The organism is Sphingosinicella soli (assembly GCF_014199685.1).
Lineage (GTDB): Bacteria > Pseudomonadota > Alphaproteobacteria > Sphingomonadales > Sphingomonadaceae > Sphingosinicella > Sphingosinicella soli.
In genome coordinates, this window is the sequence record NZ_JACHNZ010000026.1 from 1 (window position 1) to 21,264 (window position 21,264).

The window sequence follows — 21,264 nt, forward strand, 5'->3', positions numbered from 1 at the left end:
CTGCTCTTCCGTAAACCTCAGTCGCTTCATCGTCCGTCCTTCCATCAGGGCCGGACTCTAATCACGCGTGGAGGAAAATCAGGGGGTCACGTCACACACTTATTCAATTGTAGCTACAAAGTCACGGATATTAGGTTGTTGCTTCTCAAGTTGAGATTGATTCACAACTTGACTCCGTCCTGCAAACATTTTCGGACCCGCCTTAAGGTTGCAGATAGGAATGCCTATTGCACCAGATACAACAGATGCGGTGTTCGCATCATTTATTTGCTCCTCAAACATTGCCCGAAAAGTTTGGCGATTTACAGGTGCTTGAGCAGTCCCTGGGTGTATTGCGAAGAGACCAGGATTGGCTTGATAGACTCGATAAACCTCTGAAAAAATCTCAAGAACAACATTTTTGAAAGCACTTGCAGAACTGTTGTTCATCTGGGTTAATCGATTTCCAACGTAGGAGTATATCTGCGGAAGCGCCATCCGAAACTGCTGGATATTACGATAGAATAACGATTGCACCTGACCAGGACGGCGAGAGATGCCATACACGAGAGACAAAACTGATCGCACAGCCCTTTTTGATGATCCATCAGCGGAGAATGGAATTATTAATCGATCGGCGGCAGATAGGGCTAACTCGGTATAAACGGTAAAACTCGGATTACAGTCAATGAAAACTGTAATACTATCTTGGTTCCAAGATTTTCGAACATCTTCTGTGAGATTTCGGATCCATGTGTGAACTATTTGCCAAGAGTTTCCCGGACCTGCAGTGCAGGCCAGTTGAATACTAGATGACTGTAACTCAAGATCTTCATCGCCGCAGATAAGATAGAGGTTCCCCGGTATGTAGGGGTTGATAGTCTTGACGTGGGTGAGATAGTTCGCACCAGTGTGTGTCCAAGTATGGGCTGACAATTCGATCGGCAATGTATCCGGATATCGTGCGGGGGGGGAGTCGCCCCAGACAGGCCTTCTAACGCTGCTTCGCCACGCTCTATACCCCCCAGAAGCATGCATGATGAGTTGGATTGCGGGCACAGGTCGATAACTAAAACCTTTTGGTCGCGGTGCGTCCTTGCGTACTCAGACGCGACTTGGAATGTCAGGTAACTCTTCCCGACCCCTCCTTTGTTATTCCAGAGTGCATAAACCGACATGCCGTGCCCCTTGAACTTCGCTGTGTTAAACATCCTTGCCATAGGCGTGCATGTTAGTGGTAAAAATTCTTTTCGAGCGCTCGGGGCATGCACATCCCCAAGCTAAGCAGATAGAACGCAATTTTATCACGTCGGCTTCGGCTACACCCCCAATACAAAGAGAATAGCGTCATTCACGTGTTGCTGAACGATTACAAACGGCCTTCTGGACTCATATCTGCCAAAGGCGCGTCCGCAACTGGATCGCAAAAAAGCTTAAACGCTCGTCAATGGACGAGCGTGAAGGGCTTTTTTGTTTCGTTAAAAGTCCCCTCAAACCGGCACCGCCGTCTTGTACACAATCGGCCGCAGCGCAAAACTCGTCGTCACCTGCGCCACCCCCTCGATACGCGTGAGCCGCCGCAGCACGTCCTCGAAATCCGAGAGCGAGGGGACGAGGACGCGGAGCTGGTAGTCGGCTTCGCCGGTCATCAGGTAGCATTCCATCACCTCCGGGAAATCGGCGACGGCGGTTTCGAAGATGGCGAGGTGTTTTTCGTCCTGCTGGTTCAGCCGCACGCGCACGAAGGCGCTGATCGTGAGGCCGACATGATCGGGGCTGACCAGCGCGACATAGCCGGTGATGATGCCCGCCGCCTCCAGCTGGCGCACGCGGCGCAGGCACGGGCTCGGCGACAGGCCGACCTTCTCCGAAAGCTCCTGATTGGTGATGCGCCCGTCTGCCTGCAGGCATTCGAGGATTTTGACATCAAGCGCGTCGAGCGGCGGGGTTGGCATAAAATTTCTTCCTGACGGTTTCGGGCATTCGTTTCTGCCAAAACAGGCCGCCTGTCGAGCCCATTTCGCAAGGACCGCGCGGCCTTCGGCGTAATATACGGATAGCCGGCACAGTGCGCGGAGCGACAAGATGACGGTGACGGTTTCCAGCCCCGATACGGTGAGCACGCTCGAAGACCTGGAGGCGCGGCTGCGCTGGCTCGCCGCGTGGACGATCCACAACGCCAACCACATCCGCGAGAACGTGGACGGCATCAAGGTGGGCGGGCATCAGGCGAGCTGCGCTTCGATGAGCGCGATCATGGCGGCGCTGTATTTCCATGCGCTGGGGCCCAACGACCGCGTGGCGGTGAAGCCGCACGCCGGGCCGCTGCTCCACGCGATCCACTACATGCTGGGGAACGAAAGCCTCGACAAATTGAAGGCGTTTCGCGGGCTCGGCGGCGTGCAATCCTACCCTTCGCGCACCAAGGACGTGATCCCGGTGGATTTCTCGACCGGATCGGTGGGGCTCGGCGTTGCGATCACCGCGTTCGCCAGCCTGGTGCAGGACTATATGGTCGCGCACGGGCTGATGGCGGAGGCCGACACGGGCCGCATGATCGCGCTGATGGGCGACGCGGAACTCGACGAGGGCAATATTTATGAATGCCTGATCGAAGCGTACAAGCACGACATCCGCAACTGCTGGTGGATCGTGGACTACAACCGCCAGTCGCTCGATGCGACCACCGCCGACCGCATGTTCCGCCGCTTCGACGACATCTTCGAAACCTGCGGCTGGCGCGTCATCACGCTGAAGCACGGGCGGCACCAGCGCGCGGCCTTCAAGGAGCCGGGCGGGCAGGCGCTCGCGGACTGGATCGACAATTGCCCCAACGCCGAATATGCCGCGCTCACCTATCAGGGCGGGGCGGCGTGGCGCGCGCGGCTGGAGGCGGACATCGGCAGCGTGCGCGGCGTGAAGGCGCTGCTTTCCAGGCGCGACGACGCGGGCCTTGCCGAGCTGATGACGAACCTGGGCGGGCATTGCCTCGAAACGCTGACGGACGCGTTCGACGGGGCGCAGGACGACCGGCCGACGATTTTCATCGCCTACACGATCAAGGGCTACGGCCTGCCGCTCGCTGGGCACAAGGACAACCATTCCGGGCTGATGACGCCGGGGCAGATCGCCGAACTGCGCAGCCGCCTCGGCATCGCGGAGGGCGAGGAGTGGGAACCTTGGGCGGGGCTCGGCGGCAATGCTGCCGCAGCGGCGAAGGCGATGCTGGAGGCCGCGCCGATCCGGCAGAGCAAGGACGCGCGGCCGATCGATTCGGTGCCCGTGCCGACGCTGGAGGCGCCGCGCGAGGCGGAGCAATCGACGCAGGCGGCGTTCGGGAAGATCCTGTTCGAGCTTTCCAAATCCGGGCACCCGCTTGCCGCGCGGATCGTGACGACGTCACCCGACGTGACGGTCTCCACGAACCTCGGCGGATGGGTGAACCAGCGCGGGCTGTTCCGGCGGCAGGATCTCGCCGACGTGTTCCAGAAGGCGAAGATCCCTTCCGCGCAGAAATGGTCCGGCGCGCCCGCCGGGCAGCATATCGAACTGGGCATCGCGGAGAACAACCTGTTCCTCGTGCTCGCCGCGCTCGGGCTTGCGGGCGATCTGTTCGGGGAGCAGCTGATGCCGGTGGGCACGGTGTACGACCCCTTCATCGCGCGCGGGCTCGATGCGCTGAACTACGCCTGCTATCAGGACGCGCGCTTCATGCTGGTCGCGACGCCGTCGGGCGTGACGCTGGGGGCCGAAGGCGGGGCGCACCAATCGATCAACCCGCCGCTGATCGCGATGGGCCAGCCGGGGCTGACGCACTACGAACCCGCGTTTGCCGACGAGCTGGCGCTGATGATGGAACACGGTTTCCGCCACATGCAGGCGGCGGACGGCGGATCGATCTATTTCCGCCTGACGACGCGCACCATCCTGCAGGCGCGGCGCGAGGACGATGCGTGGCAGGCCGACGCGCTGAAGGGCGCATACTGGCTGCGCGCGCCCGCCGAGGGCAGCGAGGCGGCGGTCGTGGCGATGGGCGCGGTGATGCCCGATGCGATCGCGGCGTGGGAATTGCTGGAAGCGGACCTGCCGGGGCTCGGGCTGCTCGCCGTGACATCCCCGACGCTGCTGCACCGCGACTGGAGCGCGGCGCGCGCGGCGCGCTGGCAGGGGCGCGCGAAAGAGACGTCGCACATCGAAACGCTGCTCGCCGCGCTGGCGCCGAACGCGGGGCTGGTGACGGTGCTCGACGGGTCTCCGGCGGCGCTGTCGTGGCTCGGCGGCGTGCGCGGCCACCGCGTCAGCCCGCTCGGCGTCGATCGCTTCGGGCAGACCGGCAACCTTGCCGATACGTATCGCATCCACCGCCTGGATGCGGACGCGATCGTGGAGGCGGCGGCGGAACTGTTTCTCTGAATCAGGCGGGCGCGCAGGTGCTGCGGCGGCGCAGCGCATCGATCGCGGCGAGATCGCGCGGGCTGGTGACGAGGATGCGGATGAGCGCGATGCCCTTGCCGCCCGGCACCGCGAGCGAACCGCCCGCGCCGTCTTTCGACAGCACGAGCGCATGGCGCCCGCCCTGCACGGCGCGGTCGTTCACCGAGAGGATGTTGTCGGTGTTCGCATCGAACACGGAAAGCGACCAGTAGCGCCGGGGCGGCACGAACGCATCGATCGCCACCTGCCCCTTCGCCAGATCGAACACGCAGAGGCTGTAGGCAAGATCGGGGCTGGGGCGCACGATCTGGCGGCTTTGCGCGCCGGGAAGCCCCTGATGCTGCATCGTGTTGATGCCGCCCGCGCCGAGCCTGTCCATCGCCTTCGCCATGATGACAGGGGGCGCTGCCCAAAGCGCCGCCACATAAGTACTCATGGCGACGAGCGCGGCGAGCGCGAGCGGACCGAGCCATCTCATGCGCACGCGACCTTCTCGATTTTCGGCAGGTTCGCGCGGTCCGGGCGGCCGATGATCGCGGGATCGGGGTTGTACGCGCGCAGCGTGAGCGCGAAGTGCGCCTGCCCGCCGGTCGGCAGCCAGCCCGCTCCCGCGCCCGTCGGCGCGACATCGAACGCGAACGCGTCCGGACCCGCGCGCGGCACATTGCGCATGTGGAAGCTGAAGCGCCGCTCCGCGTTCGCCACGAGGAAATGATCGGCGCCGTAAAGCGTGACGCTCCACCAGCGCGCCTGCGGATCCGCCCCGCTCACGCGGTAGCGGCAGCGCCCGTCGAGCGGTGCGCCCGCGCTGTCTTCCCCGGCGTTGAAGTAGACCGCTTCCTTCGCGGAGAGCGCGAGCAGCCCGGCGACGGCGACGCCCGCGCGCGTGCGCAGATCAGCGTCGGCGGAGCCGGTGAAGGCGGAGGTTTCCCACGGGCCCGATTTCGCGGCCCCGCTGCCGAGCCCGCCGCGCACGGAAAGCCACGCGCCGCCGAGGCCAAGCGCGACCCCCGCGACACCTGCCAGAAGCCATCTGCCCTGCCCCATCATGCCGCGCAGCATGACACGCGGCGGGGCGACGCCGAAACTGGCTTATTTGCTGGCCCGGAGCGCCGCCTGCGCCGCCGCGAGGCGTGCGATCGGCACGCGGTAGGGCGAGCAGCTGACGTAATCGAGCCCGACCTTTTCGCAGAAGTGGATCGACGCCGGATCGCCGCCATGCTCGCCGCAGATGCCGAGCTTGAGCCCGTCGCGCGCCGCGCGGCCGCGCTCGGCGGCCATGCTGACAAGCTGCCCGACGCCGTCGATATCGATGCTGACGAACGGATCCTTGGGCAGCACGCCCTTGTCCACATAGGTGGAGAGGAACTTGCCCGCATCGTCGCGGCTGATGCCGAGCGTGGTCTGCGTGAGATCGTTGGTGCCGAACGAGAAGAACTCGGCCTGCTGCGCAATCTCGCCCGCCATCAGCGCCGCGCGCGGCAGCTCGATCATCGTGCCGACGAGATAGTCGAGCCGCTTGCCACCCGCTGCGAAAACGGCCTCGGCAGCCTTGTCGACCACAGCCTTCATCAGCTCGAACTCGCGCGTCGTCATCACGAGCGGGATCATGATTTCCGGCACGACCGCTTCGCCCGTCTCACCGGCGACGGTGAGCGCCGCCTCGATGATGGCGCGCGCCTGCATCTCGTAGATTTCCGGGTAGGTGATGCCGAGACGGCAGCCGCGATGGCCGAGCATCGGGTTGAACTCGTGAAGCTCCGAAACGCGGCGCTTGAGCACGTCGATGGAGACGCCGGAGGCCTGCGCGACCTCCTGATAATCTTCCTCGCGGTGCGGCAGGAATTCGTGCAGCGGCGGATCGAGCAGGCGGATCGTGACGGGGAGCCCCGCCATGATGCGGAAGATCTCGATGAAGTCGCTGCGTTGCTCGGGGAGCAGCCGTTCGAGCGCGGCGCGGCGACCCTTTTCGTTTTCCGACAGGATCATCTGACGCACGGCGGTGATGCGCGCGGGATCGAAGAACATGTGCTCGGTGCGGCACAGCCCGATGCCCTCCGCGCCGAATTCGCGCGCCACGGCGCAGTCGGCGGGGGTTTCGGCGTTGGTGCGCACCTTCATGCGGCGGCCCTTGTCGGCCCACACCATCAGCGTGCCGAAATCGCCCGCGAGCTGCGGCTGGATCGTGGCGACCTTGCCCGCCATCACCTCGCCGGTGCCGCCGTCGATGGTGAGCGTATCGCCTTCGTTGAAGCTGCGCCCGCCCACACGCATGACGCGCGATTCCATATCGATGCTGAGCGCGCCCGCGCCCGAAACGCAGGGCCGCCCCATGCCGCGCGCGACCACCGCCGCGTGGCTGGTCATGCCGCCGCGCGCCGTCAGGATGCCGCGCGCCGCGTGCATGCCGTGAATGTCTTCAGGCGAGGTTTCGACGCGCACGAGGATGACATCCTCGCCGAGCGCGGCCAGACGCTCCGCCTCGTCGGCATCGAACGCCATGATGCCCGACGCCGCGCCGGGGCTCGCCGGGAGGCCGGTCGTCACCACGTCGCGCACCGCCGAAGGATCGAGCGTCGGGTGCAGCAGCTGATCGAGCGCGCCGGGCTCGACGCGCAGGATGGCTTCTTCCTGCGTGATGAGGCCTTCCTCGGCCATGTCGACGGCGATCTTCAGCGCCGCCTTCGCGGTGCGCTTGCCGCTGCGCGTCTGCAGCATCCACAGCTTGCCGCGCTCCACGGTGAACTCGATATCCTGCATGTCGCGGTAGTGCGTTTCGAGCAGATCGAAGACGTTCGCGAGTTCGGTGAACGTCTCGGGCATCGCCTCTTCCATCGATGCCGCCCGCGCGCCCGCCGCCTCGCGCGCGGCTTTCGTCAGATACTGCGGCGTGCGGATGCCCGCGACGACATCCTCGCCCTGCGCGTTGATGAGATATTCGCCGTAGTAGGCGCGCGTGCCGATGGCGGGGTCGCGGGTGAACGCCACGCCGGTCGCCGAGGTGTCGCCCATATTGCCGAACACCATCGCCTGCACGTTCACCGCCGTGCCCCAGTCCGCCGGGATATCGTTCAGGCGGCGATAGACCTTCGCGCGCTCCGACTGCCACGAGCCGAACACGGCGGCGACGGCGCCCCAGAGCTGCTCCATCGGATCCTGCGGGAAGGGCTTGCCCAGCGCCTCTTCCACCTTCGCCTTGTAGACGCCGACGAGCGTGCGCCAGTCTTCCGCATCCAGATCGGTATCAAGGCTGACGCCTTTGTCTTCCTTGGCGATCTCCAGCGCGTCTTCGAAGATGTAGTGATCGATGCCGAGCACGACATCCGAATACATCTGCACGAACCGGCGATAGCTGTCCCACGCGAAACGGGCGTCGCCCGACGACGCGGCCAGCCCTTCGACGGTGGTGTCGTTGAGGCCGAGATTGAGCACGGTATCCATCATGCCCGGCATCGAAACGCGCGCGCCCGAGCGCACCGAGACGAGCAGCGGATCGCCGGGATCGCCGAAGCGCTTGCCGGTGATGCCCTCGATATGCGCGAGGCCGCTCGCGACCTGTTCGCGCAGGCTGTCGGGGAAGTTCTCGCCCGCCTCGTAATAATGCGCGCACATCGGCGTGGAGATGGTGAAGCCCGGCGGCACCGGCAGGCCGATCGAGGCCATGCCGTCGAGATTCGCGCCCTTGCCGCCCAGCAGATTCTTGTCGCCCTTTCCGCCATCGGAAACGCCGCCGCCGAACCTGTAAACCCACTGCGTCATGATCGCTCGCTTCCTTGTTTATCGTCGGCAGGAGAAGAAGTGCCTGCCGCTACCCCTCAATCCTTGAGAAATCGGCAACCCGGTGCACCGCAGCGCGCACCCGCTCAAGCAGCGCGAGACGAAACGCGCGCCGGGCGGGATCGGCATCGTTGACGGTGACGGTTTCGAAAAACGCGTCGATCGGCGCGCGCAGCAGCGCAAGCGCCGCCATCGCGCCTTCGAAATCCTCGTCGGCGACAGCGGCCTCCGCCTTCGGCGCGGCGGCGGCGAGCGCTGCGATGAGCGCGGCTTCGGCGGGTTCGGGCGGGTAGGCGGGCGCGTCCGCGCCCCCCTCGTCCTTCCGGCGAAGGCCGGAATCCATGCCCACGGCCCCATGGGCCCCGGCCTGCGCCGGGGTGACGGGGAGCGAACCCTTCTTCGCCTCGGCCTTCAGAATGTTGGCAGCACGCTTGTATCCCGCGAGGAGATTGGCGCCGTCATCGGCGCCAAGAAACGCTGACAAAGCATTCGCGCGTGCAGCCACACGATCCAATCGTCCATCGTCGCGGGCTTCCCACCGACGCGACGCTTGAACGAAATCATGTCTGACACCTTTCTCTCGTTGCTGAACTGCGAGGCGTTCAAGGAGAAAATCGAGTGCGATTGTTATCAACTTTCGGCGCTCAATCTGGGGGTCTGAGAGCTTTTGCGACGGATCGCTTTGACCCAACCAAAACTCAATCGGCGCATCAGTCAGTATTCTGAGATTATTGTTCAATACGAGATTGATAATGGCCAGCGCAGCACGTCTCAATGCGAACGGGTCTTTAGAACCCGTTGGCAGTTCTCCGATGTCGAAGAACGCCAGCAACGTATCCAGCTTGTCCGCCAAGCTCACCGCCACCGTTACCGGCGCAGTGGGCACCTCGTCGCCCTGCCCGACCGGCTTGTAGTGGTCGCGGATGGCGGCGGCGATTTGGGGGTCCAGACCCTCTTCGCGGGCGTAGTAGCCGCCCATCAGGCCCTGCAGTTCGGGAAACTCGCCGACCATGCCGGTGGTGAGGTCGGCCTTGCAGAGACGCGCGGCCTGCTCGGCGAGATCGGCCAGTGATGAGCGGGTCTGCCCCTCCCCTTCAGGGGAGGGGTTGGGGTGGGGCGTGGACGGGTTCGTCGACGATGGCGTTTGAGGCGCTGCCCCACCCCCGGCCCCTCCCCTGAAGGGGAGGGGGGAGGCGGAAACGATGCCCTCTTCGACGAGCCAGCGCGCGAGCTTCGCCACGCGGTCCACCTTGTCCGCCACCGTGCCCAGCTTTTCGTGGAACACGATCTCGGAGAGCTTCTCCGCGTGGCTCTCCAGCGATTTTTTCTTGTCCTGCTCCCAGAAGAAGCGCGCATCGGAAAGCCGCGCGGCGAGCACTTTCCGGTTGCCCGCGACGATCGACGCGCCGCCGTCGCTCGCGACGATGTTCGCGGTGCAGACGAACGCGGGAGCGAGCTTGCCGCCCGTGTCGCGGCAGACGAAATACTTCTGGTTCTTCGCGGCGGTGAGCTGGATCACCTCGGGCGGCACGTCGAGGAACGCGGGATCGAAGTGGCCGAGCAGCGGCACCGGCCATTCGGTGAGGCCCGCATTCTCCTCCGCGAGCGCGGCGTCTTCGACGAGCGCGAGGCCCGCGTCCGCCGCGAGGCGCCTGGCGCCCTGCGCGATGATTTCGGCGCGCTCTTCCGACGAGACGATCACATGCGCGGCGCGCAGCTTTGCGGCGTAATCGTCCGCATCCGCGATCTCGATCGCGCCCGACGACAGGAAGCGGTGGCCGAGCGTCGTGCGGCCCGACGCAACGCCCGCGATTTCCAGCGGCACGACCTCGCCGCCGAAGAGCGCGACGATGCCCTTCAAGGGCCGCACCCAGCGCAGCGATTCGGTGGAAAGGCTCGCCGCGCCCCAGCGCATCGATTTGGGCCACGGGAACGCGCGGACGACGGCGGGCACGGCCTCGGCGAGCACGTCCGCCGTCTTGCGGCCGGGCTTGGCGATGACGGCGAAAAACACGTCGCCGCGCTCTTCAAGCTGCTCGCGCGTCAGGCCCGTTTTGCGCAGGAAACCTTCGAGCGCCTGCGGCGGCGCGGAGGTGCGCGGGCCTTTCAGCTCTTCGGAGACGGCATCGGTCTCGGCGGGGAGCCCGCGCGCGATGAGCGCGAGGCGGCGCGGCGTGACGAAGGTTTCGATGCCCTCTGCCTTCAGCCCCGCGCCCGCGATTTCGGCGGCAAACAGCCGCGCAAGATCAGCGGCGGCCTGCCGCTGCATGCGCGCGGGGATTTCCTCGCTGAACAGTTCGAGCAGGAAGTCGGCCATCATGCCGTCTCCAGCCAGTTATTTGTCTTCATCCAGCTTTCGCACGCGCCCTTGGCGAGATCGCGGACGCGGCCGATGTAGGCCTGGCGCTCGGCCACGGAGATGACGCCGCGCGCATTCAGCAGGTTGAAGATGTGGCTCGCCTTAATCGCCTGTTCGTAGGCGGGGAGCGGCAGATCGTTATCCAGCAGCGTCCGGCACATGCCCTGCGCGTCCTTGAACTGGCGCAGCAGCGCATCGGTATCGGCATGTTCGAAGTTGTAGGCGCTCTGCTGCTTCTCGTTGGCGAGGAACACATCGCCGTAGGTGACGCCGGCATCGTTGAAGGCGAGATCGTAGACGTTGTCGACGCCCTGAATGTACATGGCGAGGCGTTCGAGCCCGTAGGTGATCTCGCCCGCCACGGGCTTGCAGTCAAACCCGCCGACCTGCTGGAAGTAAGTGAACTGCGTCACCTCCATGCCGTCGCACCAGACTTCCCAGCCGAGGCCCCACGCACCGAGCGTCGGGCTTTCCCAATCGTCCTCCACGAAGCGGATGTCGTGCTTGGCGAGGTCGACGCCGATGGCGCGCAGACTGTCGAGATAGGCATCCTGAATGTCCGCCGGGCTCGGCTTCAGGATCACCTGGAACTGGTAGTAGTGCTGCAAGCGGTTCGGGTTCTCGCCGTAGCGGCCGTCGGTGGGGCGGCGCGATGGCTGCACATAGGCGGCGTTCCACGCATCGGGCCCGAGCGCGCGCAGCGTGGTGGCGGGATGAAACGTGCCCGCACCCATTTCCATGTCGTAGGGCTGCAGGATCACACAGCCCCGATCACCCCAAAAACGCTGAAGCGTAAGGATGATGTCCTGAAAACTGAGTGCCACGCGCGTCCGCCCTTCGCAGGTGCAAAAAAGTCGGGTCGCGTCTAACCGGCGCGGGCCGTTCCGGCAAGCATCACGGTCTTCAGAAGTGCATGGCCAGCGACATGGTGAGCGCATCGTTGGCGTAACCTGAGCCGCCCTCGCGGTCGTAGTTGACACCGAGCGCCGTGCGCCCCCCGACGTAGTTCGCACTTGCACCCGCGCGCCAGCCGCTGTCGAGCGAGGACTTCGATTCGAGGTAGAACGCCGTGCCGGTCGCCAGGAACTGCCCCTCGGTGGCGATCGTCGTGTCACCCGCGAGGCGGTAGATGTACGCGCCGCGCATCTCCAGCCACAGCTCGCCGTCGCCGAGCGGGATGCCGTAGCCGAGCGCCAGCTTCGAGGTGCCGCGCACCAGATCGAACGACACGCTCTCGATATCCAGATTGAGCGCATCGGCGCCGTCTTCGGTGTAACCGTCCTGCTTCACCTTCAGGACATTGATGTTGTTGCTTGGCGTGACGCGCAGGCGCCCGCCGAGCGGCATTTCGTAGCCGACGGTGAGGTTGCCCGAAATCTGCGAGCCCGAGAACTTCGCCCCCGCCTCGCGGTCCAGCCCGCCGAAATTGATGACGCGGCGGCTGCGATAGTCGTTCATCGCATAGCCGGCGGTCGCATCCACGAACAGGCGGCCGAACTTGATCGTCGTGTAGATATCGCCCTGCAGATTCTTGACGACGAGCGGACTGTCGGAGAGCCCGTCCGGCTTCACTTCGCTGGAAATGAAGCTGAGCCCGCCGCCCAGCGCCGCGCGCTCGCCGATCAGATAGTCGCCGCCCGCCGTGAGGCCGTAGGAATTGCCGTCGAAGCCCGGATCGCTCTCGCGGTCCTTCTTGCTGAAGAAGTTGCCGGTCTGCTGGATCCACACGCCGAAGCGCGCGCGCTCCACCGCATCGACACCGCCGCCTTGGAACGACTGGCGGATCGTCTGCATGCGGTGGCCGAGCACGCCGAAACCGGCGTCCTGATTGGCGATCAGCACGCGCGCCGCCGCGCTGCCGAACGTCGTGGGCGTCAGCTGGCGCACGGCGGCCTGCACCGAGGCTTCGTCGCGCAGGTTGTTGACCGCGGTGGTCAGCGCCTGCTCCGAGGCGAGCGCGCCGATCGAGGCTTCGTAGATCTTGCTGTATTCGGCGCCGAGCCCCAGCTCGCTGCCCGCCTTGCGCCGCAGATCGAGGCTGATCGCGTTGGCGCCGACGGTCACGTCGTCGACGGCGTAGATATAGGGCACGCTGTCGGCCGTGAGGATCGTATCGGGATGATCGGTGGTGATGCCGCCGCCGGCCGTCACGACATTGATCGTCCGTTCACCGGCCAGAAGATCGGTGATGTTCAGCTCGATCGTGCTCGTGCCCGTGAAATTCGCCGCGCCCGCGACGTCGAGCCCGGTGAAATCGGTGCCAACATCGAGAATGATCCGCGATGCGCCCGAAGCGTTCAGGCTCTGGAGCGAAAGCCCGTCCTGGCTGGAGAGATCGAGCGTGCCGCCGGTCATGCCGAGCGCGAGCGTGCCGCCGGTCGCCGAGAGCCCGCCGGACACCGTACCGCCGCTGATGTTGAGCGCATTCGCGCCACCGCCGAAGCTGATCGCCCCGGTGATCGTGCCGCCCGAGACGTTCATCGTGTCGCTGCCCGCGCCGAGGCGCACCGCGCCCTGGATCGTGCCGGAATTGTTCACCGTGACCCCCACCGCGCTTGCCGAGGTGTCGATCGCATAGGCCGAAACATTCTCGCCGCTGCCCGCGACGGCCTGGATCGTGCCGCTGTTGGTGATCGAGGAGATGCCCGCCGCCGAATAGATGCCGTACGCCGTGCGGTTGTCGCCGTTCGAGGACGCCTGGATGGTGCCGCTGTTCGTCACCGAACTGACCGACGCGCCGGAATCGAGGCGGATGCCGTAGGCATTGCCGCCCGCGCCGAATGTGCCGTCGCTGTTCGCGGTGCGGCTGCCGCGCACGGTGATGCGCCCGCCGTTCACGATTTCCGGCGCGATGCCGCCGTCGCCGACGCGGATGCCGCTTGCCGCCGCGTCGATCGCCGAGGCGGTGATGCCCGCGCCCGCCTGGTTGCTGATGCCGCCGCCGACGCTTGCCGTGAAGCCGTTGCCGCCCGTGACGCGGATCGCATCGGTCTCGCGGCCCGCCGTGCTGCCGCTGACCGTGATCGACGAGCGGTTGATGATGCCGTAGGCGTCCGCGCCCGTGCCGACATTGCCGACGACGGTGTTCGCCGTGCCGGTCGCGCCGGGGGACACGAGGATCGCAGGCGCGCCGCCGAGCGCGGTGATGTTGCCCGCGACCAGCGTATGCACGGCGGTGTCGACATCGGCCGGAGCGACGCGATCGCCGTCTTCATCGACATAATAGCGATCGTTGACGAAGCCGCCGCCGACGCTGCCCGAGATGAGAACGCTGGCCTTGCCTGCCACCGCCGGGACAACATCGCCTTCCGAATCGGTGGTTTGCGCCTGCCCGGTGCCGATGGTGCCGGTATTCGCGATACCGCCGCCGACGATGCCGGACACGGCAAGCCCGCTGCCGTCCGCGCCGGTGGCGGACACGCCGCCCGTCAGCGTGACGTCGCCGGTTACTTCGCCGGAAATCGAAACCGCGGTCGAGCGCGCGCCCGTGACCGAAACGCCGTTCAGATCGAGGTCGCCGTCGAGCCGAGAGGTGACTGAAACGCCCTGGGAATCGGTGCCGCTGACGGTGATCGTGCTGCCGCTGCCGCTGACGACATTGCCGGTGAACGTGCCCGCCCCGCCGATCAGCAGGCCGACATTGTTGCTGCCGGGCGTTTCATCCTCTTCAACGGCCGCGATCGTGATCGCACCGTTGTTGGTGATCGTGCCCGAAAGCCCGCCGCCGGGTGCGACGACGGCGATGCCCGTGCTGTTCGACAGCGCCTCCACCGCGACCGTCCGGCTCGCGTTCACCGTCACGCTGTGGCTCGAATCGACCGTGATCGCCGTGCCGCTCGGCACCTCGACCGTGCCGTCGACGATGACATTGCCGGGGCCGCTGCTAGCGTTCGACGTGACGATCGGCGTGTTGCGCGTGCCCGTGACGGTAAGGTCTGCAGCCGCTGCGGGTCCGGCGGCAAGCGCGATCAGGGAAACGCCGGCAATGAAAGGCGTGGCGCGGAAGGTGCTGCGAAACGTGCTCATGGGGCCCTTTCAGATACTGCCGACGGCGCTGTGCATACCATCGGGCCACCCCCATTCGGGCCGGACGGAACGCCGCACAACACCGCCTGCCCGGCGCTTTTGGAACGCTAATGGCCGATAGTGCCAAGCCCTGCCGTCGTCAATGGTCCGGCCCCTGCCCGCCTACCTGACGAAGCCGCCAGCGTGTCTTTGTGCAACAGGTTTTGATAGCTTCGGCGCGGGAGGACCAGAACCGCCATGCATCCACATGTTTTTGCCGAGAAGACCCCCGACAAGCCCGCGATCATCATCGCCGAAACCGGGGAAACGCTGACCTACCGGGCGCTCGAGGCGCTTTCGAACCGGGTCGCGCAGCTGATCCGCGCGCACGGGCTGAAACGCGGCGACGTGATCGCGCTGATGATGGAAAACAGCCTGGAGTTCATTCCGATCTGCTGGGGGGCGCAGCGCTCCGGCATCGTTTTCACCGCCATGTCGACCAAGCTGGGGCTGAGCGAAGCGCAGTACATCCTATCGGATTCCGGCGCGAAGATGCTGTTTGCAAGCCCCGGCCTCGCCGACGTCGCGGCCCGGCTGGAGGTGCCGGGGCCGCGCTTTGCCGTGGGCGGCGCAATCGCGGGGTTCGCGGATTTCGGGCCCGCCGTCGCGGCGCTGCCGGAGACGCGGATCAGCGACGAATCGCAGGGCCGCGACATGCTGTATTCGTCCGGCACGACGGGTCGCCCCAAGGGCGTCACCGGGCCGCTGCCCCAGGGCCCGATCGACGAGGCGACCCCCCTCTTCATGCTGACGAAGGCGCTCTACGGCTTCGGCGAGACCATGATCTACCTTTCGCCCGCGCCGCTCTATCACGCCGCGCCGCTGCGCTATTCGATGGCGGTGCACCGATCGGGCGGGACGCTGGTGGTGATGAAGACGTTCGAGCCGGAGCGTTATCTCGCGCTCGTCGCGCAGTATCGTATCACGCACACGCAGCTTGTGCCGACGATGTTCGTGCGCATGCTGAAGCTGCCCGACGACATCCGCGCGCGCTGCGATCTTTCAAGCCTGAAGGTGGCGATCCATGCCGCCGCGCCCTGCCCGGTGGAGGTCAAGCGCCGGATGATCGACTGGTGGGGCGAAACCATCCACGAATATTATGCCTCCACCGAAGGCACCGGGTTCTGCGCGGTCGGCCCGCAGGAGTGGCTGAAGAAGCCCGGCACGGTGGGCCGCTCGCTTCTGGGAGAGATCCGCATCCTCGATGCGGACGACCAGCCGCTGCCGCCGGGCCGCGAGGGCCGCATCTATTTCGCGGGCGGCGGCGGGTTCAGCTATCACAACGACCCCGAGAAGACGAAGGACGCCCAGCATCCCGATCACGGCGCCACCTTCGGCGACATCGGCTATGTCGACGAGGACGGCTATCTGTTCCTGACCGACCGCGCCGCCTACATGATCATCACCGGCGGTGTGAACGTCTATCCGCAGGAGGCCGAGAACGTGCTCGTCATGCACCCCAAGGTTGCGGATGTCGCGGTGTTCGGCATCCCCCACGAGGAGATGGGCGAGGAGGTGAAGGCCGTCGTCCAGCCGCGCGACTGGGCGGACGCGGGCCCGGCGCTGGAGGCGGAACTGATCGCCTTCGCGCGCGCGCAGCTGAGCCACGTGAAATGCCCGCGCTCCATCGATTTCGACCCGGCACTGCCGCGCCACGACACCGGCAAGCTGTACAAGCGCCTGCTGAAAGACCGTTACCGGCAAGCGCAATAGAAAAGGGGCGCCCGCAAGGACGCCCCTCTCTTCACATGTTCGCGTGTCGCTATTTCCGGCGACGACGCAGCATGCCCACACCCACGAGGCCGACACCCAGCAGCCCGAGCATGCCCGGTTCCGGCACGTCGATCACCGGCGGTTCGGGATCGGGGTCCGGCGCGACATCTTCCGTAATGCCCGCATAGAGCACCATGCTCTGGCTGTAGTTGTAGAAACCGAAGGAGCCGTTGTCGAAGGACGCCAGACCCGCTTCCGCAGCGGTCAGGCTGATCTCGATATTGCCGTCCACCTTCACCTGGATGAGGTCGGGCAGGAAGATCAGGTCGAACGTGTATTCGGTGTTGTCGTCCCAGCCCGTCGATCCGAGCGTGGTCGCGCGTTTCAGCTCGTTCACGACGCCGACGTGTCCCCAGAAATCATATTCCGAAGCCGCAGCGGCGTTGCCCGACACATGCGAGATCGAAAGGCCTTCATAGGCCTGATTGCCGGAGAACTGGTCGAACTGCTTCCAGTCGATCAGCATGAAATCGGCGCTCGACGAATTGATCTCGCCGTCGCTGTAGCCCAGCACGAAGCCGACATAGTCGTCATCGCCCGTGGTCGTGACCGTGATCGTCCCGGAAAGCGCCAGGCCCTGAGCATTCGCGCCGTCCTGGAAGAAGATCGTGGGCAGTCCGTTGACGGTCTGCAAAACCGCATCGTTGCCGGGCTGCACGATCCAGTTGGAGTTGCCGGGCGCATCGTCCTGCACGTCGGCCTGCCAGCCTGTCAGATCGACCGGCGCGGCCATCGCCGGTGACGCCGCGAGCAAGGCGGCCCCTGCCAAAATTCCAAAACGCATCTTACGTCCCCTTACAGTTTACCCGCGAACCAGCACGCGCGCCGCTCTCGCGCTGCAGGATCGATGCCAGTTCAGGGAATTTGGCGAATTTTCAATATGAAAATCCAATTCCGCAACGAAGCCAGGATTTCGATTTGTAAAGAATCCCGACACCGCTGGTTATGCGCGGGGCGCACCCCTATGTACCCAATATGCTAGCCAGATTGTTCACGGCGCTCGGCGCCCTCTTCCTCATGGCCTGCAACGGTGAAACGTCGCAGGCTCAAAACGAAACCGCGAGCGCACCGGTGGCTGCAGCCGCCGCCGCAAGCAACGGAAACGGTCCGGGACTGTGGCGGGTGAAGGACGACGACACCACCATCTATCTGTTCGGCACGATCCACATGCTTCCCGACGGCACGGACTGGCTGAAGCCCGTGATCGCCAAGGCGTTCGACGCCTCCGACACGCTCGTGCTCGAAGTGCTCGGCACCACCGACCCGAAGGTGACAACGCCGATCATCATGGAAATGGGCTACACGCCCGGCCTGCCGCCGCTCGCCGAGCGCGTGCCGGAGGACGACCGCGACGAGCTTGCCGCGGCGATCACGCACGCGGGCGTACCGCCGCAGGCGCTCGATGCGATGGAAACCTGGCTCGCCACGATGTCGCTTTCCACCGCGCGTATCCAGAAGCTCGGCTACGGCATCGAAGGCGGCGTCGAATATCGGCTTTCCACGCGCGCCGCCGCGCAGCGCAAACGCATCGAGGCGCTGGAGACGATGACCGAGCAGCTCGGCTTCTTCGATACGCTGCCCGAGGCGGAGCAGCGCACGCTCCTCGTCAACTCGCTCGACGACATCGAAGAGATCGACCGCGTCATCAAAAGCGCGGTCAACAGCTGGCTGACGGGCGACGTCGACGGGGTCGCCGAACTGCTGGAAGACGACACGCGCGATTCGCCCGGCCTTGCCAAGCGCCTGCTCACGGACCGCAATCTCAACTGGTCCAACTGGATCGAAAAGCGGCTCGAATCGACACCCGGCACCGTGTTCGTCGCCGTCGGCACCGGGCACCTTGCGGGCAAGGACAGCGTGCAGTCCATGCTGGAGGCCAAAGGGCTGAAGGTCGAGCGGCTCAACTAGCGCCGAATCCCTTGCTTTTCCGGGCTTCGGCGTGTACGGGCACCGCTTCCCGAGCGGCTGGTCATCCCTGGAGGCGGCCGCAAGGGATTGAACACATGGAGAGATACAAATGAGTGAAGCGCTGAAGCTCGCGGCTGAAGCGCGCGACCGGGCTGGCAAGGGAGCCTCCCGTGCAATCCGTCGCGAAGGCCGCGTACCCGCCGTGATTTACGGCAACAACAAGGAACCCGTGCAGGTGCATGTCGAGGCGAAGGCCCTCGTCAAGATGCTGCAGACCGGGCACTTCCTGAACTCGGTCGTCGAGGTCGAGGTCGGCGGAAAGTCCGAACGCACGCTGCCCCGCGACGTGCAGTTCCACCCCGTCACCGACCGCCCGATCCACGTCGATTTCCTTCGCCTGTCGAAGAATGCGACCGTCACGGTCGCGGTTCCGGTGCGCTTCACCGACGAAGAAGAATCGCCCGGCATCAAGCGCGGCGCGGTGCTCAACATCGTGCGCCATGAAGTCGAGCTGATCTGCCGTGCCGACGCGATCCCCGACGATCTCGTCGCCTCGCTCAAAGGCCTCGACGTGGGCGAATCGATCCACATCTCGGCGTTCACGCTGCCGGCCGGCGCCAAGACCGTGATCGACGACCGCGACTTCACCGTCGCAACGATCGTCGCACCGTCTGCGCTGCGCTCGACCGAAGACAACGAAGCGGCAACCGCCGAAGACGCCGCGGCCTGACCTTAGAACGCCCGGCGCTCGCGCCGGGCGTTTCTTCACGCGATGCAGCTTTTCGTCGGCCTCGGCAATCCGGGGAGCGACTATGCGCTCCACCGGCACAACGTCGGCTTCATGGCCGCCGACACGATCGCCGATGTCTACCGGTTTCCGCCCTGGATGAAGAAGTTCAAGGGGCTGATCTCCGACGGCCGCATCGGCGACGCGCGCATCCTGCTGCTGAAGCCGCAGACCTTCATGAACGACAGCGGCCGCAGCGTCGGCGAGGCGATGCGCTTCTACAAGCTCGCGCCCGGCGACGTGACGGTGTTCTACGACGAACTCGATCTCGCGCCGATGAAGGTGAAGGTGAAGACCGGCGGCGGCGCGGCGGGGCACAACGGCATCCGCTCGATCGCCCAGCACATCGGCGAAGACTTTCGCCGCGTGCGCATCGGCATCGGCCACCCCGGCGACAAGGCGCGGGTGACGGGTTACGTGCTCGGCAACTATGCGAAGGCGGAAATGGAGCCGCTCGCCGACCTGCTCGGCGCGGTCGCGCACGAGGCGAAGTGGCTGGCGGCGGGCGACGATGCGCGCTTCATGAGCGACGTGGCGCTCGCCCTTCAAACGAACGGAAAGGCCTGATCTGATGGGTTTCAAATGCGGTATCGTGGGCCTGCCCAATGTCGGCAAATCGACGCTGTTCAACGCGCTGACCGAAACGGCGGCGGCGGCGGCGGCGAACTTTCCGTTTTGCACGATCGAGCCCAACGTGGGCCAGGTGCCCGTGCCCGATCCCCGGCTCTACATGCTCGCGAAGATCGCCGGATCGCAGAAGATCATCGAAACGCAGCTTGGCTTCGTCGATATCGCCGGCCTCGTGCGCGGCGCCTCGAAGGGCGAGGGGCTCGGCAACCAGTTCCTCGGCAACATCCGCGAAGTGGACGCGGTGATCCACGTGCTGCGCTGCTTCGAGAACGGCGACATCACGCATGTCGACGGCCGCGTCGATCCGATCTCCGACGCCGAGACCGTCGAGACGGAGCTGATGCTCTCCGACATCGAGAGCCTTGAGCGCCGCGTGCCCGCGCTCGTCAAGAAGGGCCAGGGCGGCGACAAGGAGGCGAAGGTCGCCGGGGTCGTGCTCGGCCGCGCGCTCGACGTGCTGAAGGAAGGCAAGCCCGCACGCGTCGTGGAGACGAAAGACGAGGAAGAGGCCCGCGTGCTCGCGCAGGCGCAGCTGCTCACCGCCAAGCCCGTGCTCTACGTGTGCAACGTCGGCGAGGACGAAGCCGCGACGGGCAACGCGCTTTCCGAAAAAGTCGCCGCCAAGGCGAAGGCCGAAGGCGCGGCGAGCGTCGTCATCTCCGCCGCGATCGAGGCGGAGATCAGCCAGATGGACCCGGCCGACCGCCCCGACTTCCTCTCCGATCTCGGGCTCACCGAAACCGGCCTCGCCCGCGTGATCCGCGCCGGCTACGACCTGCTGCATCTTATCACCTTCTTCACCGTCGGCCCCAAGGAAGCCCGCGCCTGGACAGTCGAAACCGGCGCCACCGCCCCCAATGCCGCAGGCGCCATCCACACCGATTTCGAAAAAGGCTTCATCCGCGCCGAAACCATCGCCTACGATGATTTCGTAAACTTCAACGGCGAGCAGGGCGCGAAGGAAGTGGGCAAGCTGCGCCTTGAAGGCAAGGAGTATCTGGTGAAGGACGGCGACGTCCTCCATTTCCGCTTCAACGTCTGACCAAAGGACGAGCCGTGACGAACGCCGTGAAATACCTGGACGACATGAAGGTCGGCGACCGCGCCGCCTTCGGCAGCTACCCGGTGACGCGCGAGGAGGTGCTGGACTTCGCCGCGAAGTACGATCCGCAAGCCTTCCACCTCGATGACGCCGCTGCCGCGAAGACGCATTTCGGGCGCCTGTCGGCAAGCGGCTGGCACACCTGCGCGATGACGATGCGGATGATGGTGGAAGGCCTCACCGTCGGCGGCCAGGCCTCGCTCGGCTCGCCGGGCATCGACCAGATCCGTTGGTTGAAACCGGTCTACCCCGGCGACACGCTGCGCGTGGAAACCGTCATCACGGAGATCCGCCCGTCGCGCAGCAAGCCCGACATCGGAACGGTGCACAGCGATATCACCGTGTTCAACCAGTCGGACGCGCCGGTGATGACGATGAAATCGATCGGCCTGCTGAAGCGCCGCCCTGCCGAAGCATAGCACGGCGAGAGCAGCGATGGCCCATCGACGA

16 protein-coding genes and 1 pseudogene are annotated in these 21,264 nt (G+C 65.4%); 7 read left to right on the forward strand and 10 right to left on the reverse strand.

What is annotated here, in order from left to right; genetic code table 11:
* Nucleotides 1-99: 99 nt before the first annotated feature.
* The 3 genes and pseudogenes from GGQ98_RS11535 to GGQ98_RS11540 form a co-directional block, all read right to left on the reverse strand.
* Nucleotides 100-927 (reverse strand): P-loop NTPase family protein, encoded by an 828-nt coding sequence (locus GGQ98_RS11535; protein WP_243451845.1) that lies wholly within the window; start codon nucleotides 925-927, stop codon nucleotides 100-102.
* A gap of 77 nt (nucleotides 928-1,004) precedes the next feature.
* A pseudogene (locus GGQ98_RS18940) lies at nucleotides 1,005-1,199 on the reverse strand (ParA family protein); the annotation flags it as partial.
* Between the two features lie 270 nt (nucleotides 1,200-1,469).
* Complete coding sequence (locus GGQ98_RS11540; protein WP_184069636.1) at nucleotides 1,470-1,934, reverse strand: Lrp/AsnC family transcriptional regulator; 465 nt, start codon at nucleotides 1,932-1,934, stop codon at nucleotides 1,470-1,472.
* Between the two features lie 130 nt (nucleotides 1,935-2,064).
* Between GGQ98_RS11540 and GGQ98_RS11545 the strand changes: the two genes are divergently transcribed.
* Complete coding sequence (locus tag GGQ98_RS11545; protein ID WP_184069638.1) at nucleotides 2,065-4,392, forward strand: transketolase; 2,328 nt, start codon at nucleotides 2,065-2,067, stop codon at nucleotides 4,390-4,392.
* Between the two features lies 1 nt (nucleotide 4,393).
* Here GGQ98_RS11545 and GGQ98_RS11550 read toward each other — a convergent pair whose 3' ends face one another.
* The 6 genes from GGQ98_RS11550 to GGQ98_RS11575 are packed head-to-tail and all read right to left on the reverse strand — an operon-like array spanning nucleotide 4,394 to nucleotide 14,575.
* The gene (locus GGQ98_RS11550) at nucleotides 4,394-4,891 is read right to left on the reverse strand and encodes a DUF1254 domain-containing protein (RefSeq protein ID WP_184069640.1); all 498 of its coding nucleotides are present in this window, start codon (nucleotides 4,889-4,891) and stop codon (nucleotides 4,394-4,396) included.
* Nucleotides 4,888-5,475 (reverse strand): DUF1214 domain-containing protein, encoded by a 588-nt coding sequence (locus tag GGQ98_RS11555; protein WP_184069642.1) that lies wholly within the window; start codon nucleotides 5,473-5,475, stop codon nucleotides 4,888-4,890. Before GGQ98_RS11555 ends, GGQ98_RS11550 begins: the two co-directional genes overlap by 4 nt.
* Before the next feature lie 30 nt (nucleotides 5,476-5,505).
* The gene (gene ppdK, locus GGQ98_RS11560) at nucleotides 5,506-8,172 is read right to left on the reverse strand and encodes a pyruvate, phosphate dikinase (RefSeq protein ID WP_184069644.1); all 2,667 of its coding nucleotides are present in this window, start codon (nucleotides 8,170-8,172) and stop codon (nucleotides 5,506-5,508) included.
* A gap of 49 nt (nucleotides 8,173-8,221) precedes the next feature.
* Complete coding sequence (gene glyS / locus GGQ98_RS11565) at nucleotides 8,222-10,507, reverse strand: glycine--tRNA ligase subunit beta (protein ID WP_184069736.1); 2,286 nt, start codon at nucleotides 10,505-10,507, stop codon at nucleotides 8,222-8,224.
* The gene (locus tag GGQ98_RS11570) at nucleotides 10,507-11,487 is read right to left on the reverse strand and encodes a glycine--tRNA ligase subunit alpha (protein ID WP_184069646.1); all 981 of its coding nucleotides are present in this window, start codon (nucleotides 11,485-11,487) and stop codon (nucleotides 10,507-10,509) included. The genes glyS and GGQ98_RS11570 overlap by 1 nt, the downstream gene beginning before the upstream one ends.
* Nucleotides 11,453-14,575, reverse strand: a complete 3,123-nt coding sequence (locus GGQ98_RS11575; protein WP_184069648.1) for an autotransporter outer membrane beta-barrel domain-containing protein — start codon at nucleotides 14,573-14,575, stop codon at nucleotides 11,453-11,455. Before GGQ98_RS11575 ends, GGQ98_RS11570 begins: the two co-directional genes overlap by 35 nt.
* A gap of 237 nt (nucleotides 14,576-14,812) precedes the next feature.
* On the opposite strand from GGQ98_RS11575, the gene GGQ98_RS11580 reads away from it, so the two are divergent.
* On the forward strand, nucleotides 14,813-16,327 hold the full coding sequence (locus GGQ98_RS11580) for an AMP-binding protein (RefSeq protein ID WP_184069650.1): 1,515 nt from the start codon (nucleotides 14,813-14,815) through the stop codon (nucleotides 16,325-16,327).
* 49 nt (nucleotides 16,328-16,376) lie between these two features.
* On the opposite strand, the gene GGQ98_RS11585 is transcribed toward GGQ98_RS11580, so the two are convergent.
* On the reverse strand, nucleotides 16,377-17,171 hold the full coding sequence (locus GGQ98_RS11585) for a PEP-CTERM sorting domain-containing protein (RefSeq protein ID WP_207791374.1): 795 nt from the start codon (nucleotides 17,169-17,171) through the stop codon (nucleotides 16,377-16,379).
* A 287-nt stretch (nucleotides 17,172-17,458) separates the two neighbouring features.
* Here GGQ98_RS11585 and GGQ98_RS11590 point away from each other — a divergent pair, with 287 nt between their 5' ends.
* From GGQ98_RS11590 to GGQ98_RS11610, 5 genes are all read left to right on the forward strand, one after another.
* Entirely contained in the window at nucleotides 17,459-18,295 is an 837-nt protein-coding gene (locus GGQ98_RS11590) for a TraB/GumN family protein (protein WP_184069652.1), read from the forward strand.
* A gap of 109 nt (nucleotides 18,296-18,404) precedes the next feature.
* Nucleotides 18,405-19,025, forward strand: a complete 621-nt coding sequence (locus tag GGQ98_RS11595) for a 50S ribosomal protein L25/general stress protein Ctc (protein ID WP_184069654.1) — start codon at nucleotides 18,405-18,407, stop codon at nucleotides 19,023-19,025.
* A 42-nt stretch (nucleotides 19,026-19,067) separates the two neighbouring features.
* Nucleotides 19,068-19,649 carry an aminoacyl-tRNA hydrolase gene (pth, locus tag GGQ98_RS11600; protein ID WP_184069656.1) on the forward strand — a complete coding sequence of 194 codons (582 nt, stop codon included), beginning with the start codon at nucleotides 19,068-19,070 and terminating at the stop codon, nucleotides 19,647-19,649.
* Between the two features lie 4 nt (nucleotides 19,650-19,653).
* On the forward strand, nucleotides 19,654-20,754 hold the full coding sequence (ychF, locus tag GGQ98_RS11605; RefSeq protein ID WP_184069658.1) for a redox-regulated ATPase YchF: 1,101 nt from the start codon (nucleotides 19,654-19,656) through the stop codon (nucleotides 20,752-20,754).
* 26 nt (nucleotides 20,755-20,780) lie between these two features.
* Nucleotides 20,781-21,233, forward strand: a complete 453-nt coding sequence (locus GGQ98_RS11610; RefSeq protein WP_184069740.1) for a MaoC/PaaZ C-terminal domain-containing protein — start codon at nucleotides 20,781-20,783, stop codon at nucleotides 21,231-21,233.
* Nucleotides 21,234-21,264: the final 31 nt, after the last annotated feature.

What these genes read in the sequence shown, in the direction of transcription:
- GGQ98_RS11540 (WP_184069636.1), bottom strand. Translation starts at nt 1,934, where the DNA reads ATGCCAACCCCGCCGCTCGACGCGCTTGATGTCAAAATCCTCGAATGC.
- GGQ98_RS11545 (WP_184069638.1), top strand. Translation starts at nt 2,065, where the DNA reads ATGACGGTGACGGTTTCCAGCCCCGATACGGTGAGCACGCTCGAAGAC.
- GGQ98_RS11550 (WP_184069640.1), bottom strand. Translation starts at nt 4,891, where the DNA reads ATGAGATGGCTCGGTCCGCTCGCGCTCGCCGCGCTCGTCGCCATGAGT.
- GGQ98_RS11555 (WP_184069642.1), bottom strand. Translation starts at nt 5,475, where the DNA reads ATGCTGCGCGGCATGATGGGGCAGGGCAGATGGCTTCTGGCAGGTGTC.
- ppdK (WP_184069644.1), bottom strand. Translation starts at nt 8,172, where the DNA reads ATGACGCAGTGGGTTTACAGGTTCGGCGGCGGCGTTTCCGATGGCGGA.
- glyS (WP_184069736.1), bottom strand. Translation starts at nt 10,507, where the DNA reads ATGGCCGACTTCCTGCTCGAACTGTTCAGCGAGGAAATCCCCGCGCGC.
- GGQ98_RS11570 (WP_184069646.1), bottom strand. Translation starts at nt 11,487, where the DNA reads ATGCGCTCACCATGTCGCTGGCCATGCACTTCTGAAGACCGTGATGCT.
- GGQ98_RS11575 (WP_184069648.1), bottom strand. Translation starts at nt 14,575, where the DNA reads ATGAGCACGTTTCGCAGCACCTTCCGCGCCACGCCTTTCATTGCCGGC.
- GGQ98_RS11580 (WP_184069650.1), top strand. Translation starts at nt 14,813, where the DNA reads ATGCATCCACATGTTTTTGCCGAGAAGACCCCCGACAAGCCCGCGATC.
- GGQ98_RS11585 (WP_207791374.1), bottom strand. Translation starts at nt 17,171, where the DNA reads ATGCGTTTTGGAATTTTGGCAGGGGCCGCCTTGCTCGCGGCGTCACCG.
- GGQ98_RS11595 (WP_184069654.1), top strand. Translation starts at nt 18,405, where the DNA reads ATGAGTGAAGCGCTGAAGCTCGCGGCTGAAGCGCGCGACCGGGCTGGC.
- pth (WP_184069656.1), top strand. Translation starts at nt 19,068, where the DNA reads ATGCAGCTTTTCGTCGGCCTCGGCAATCCGGGGAGCGACTATGCGCTC.
- ychF (WP_184069658.1), top strand. Translation starts at nt 19,654, where the DNA reads ATGGGTTTCAAATGCGGTATCGTGGGCCTGCCCAATGTCGGCAAATCG.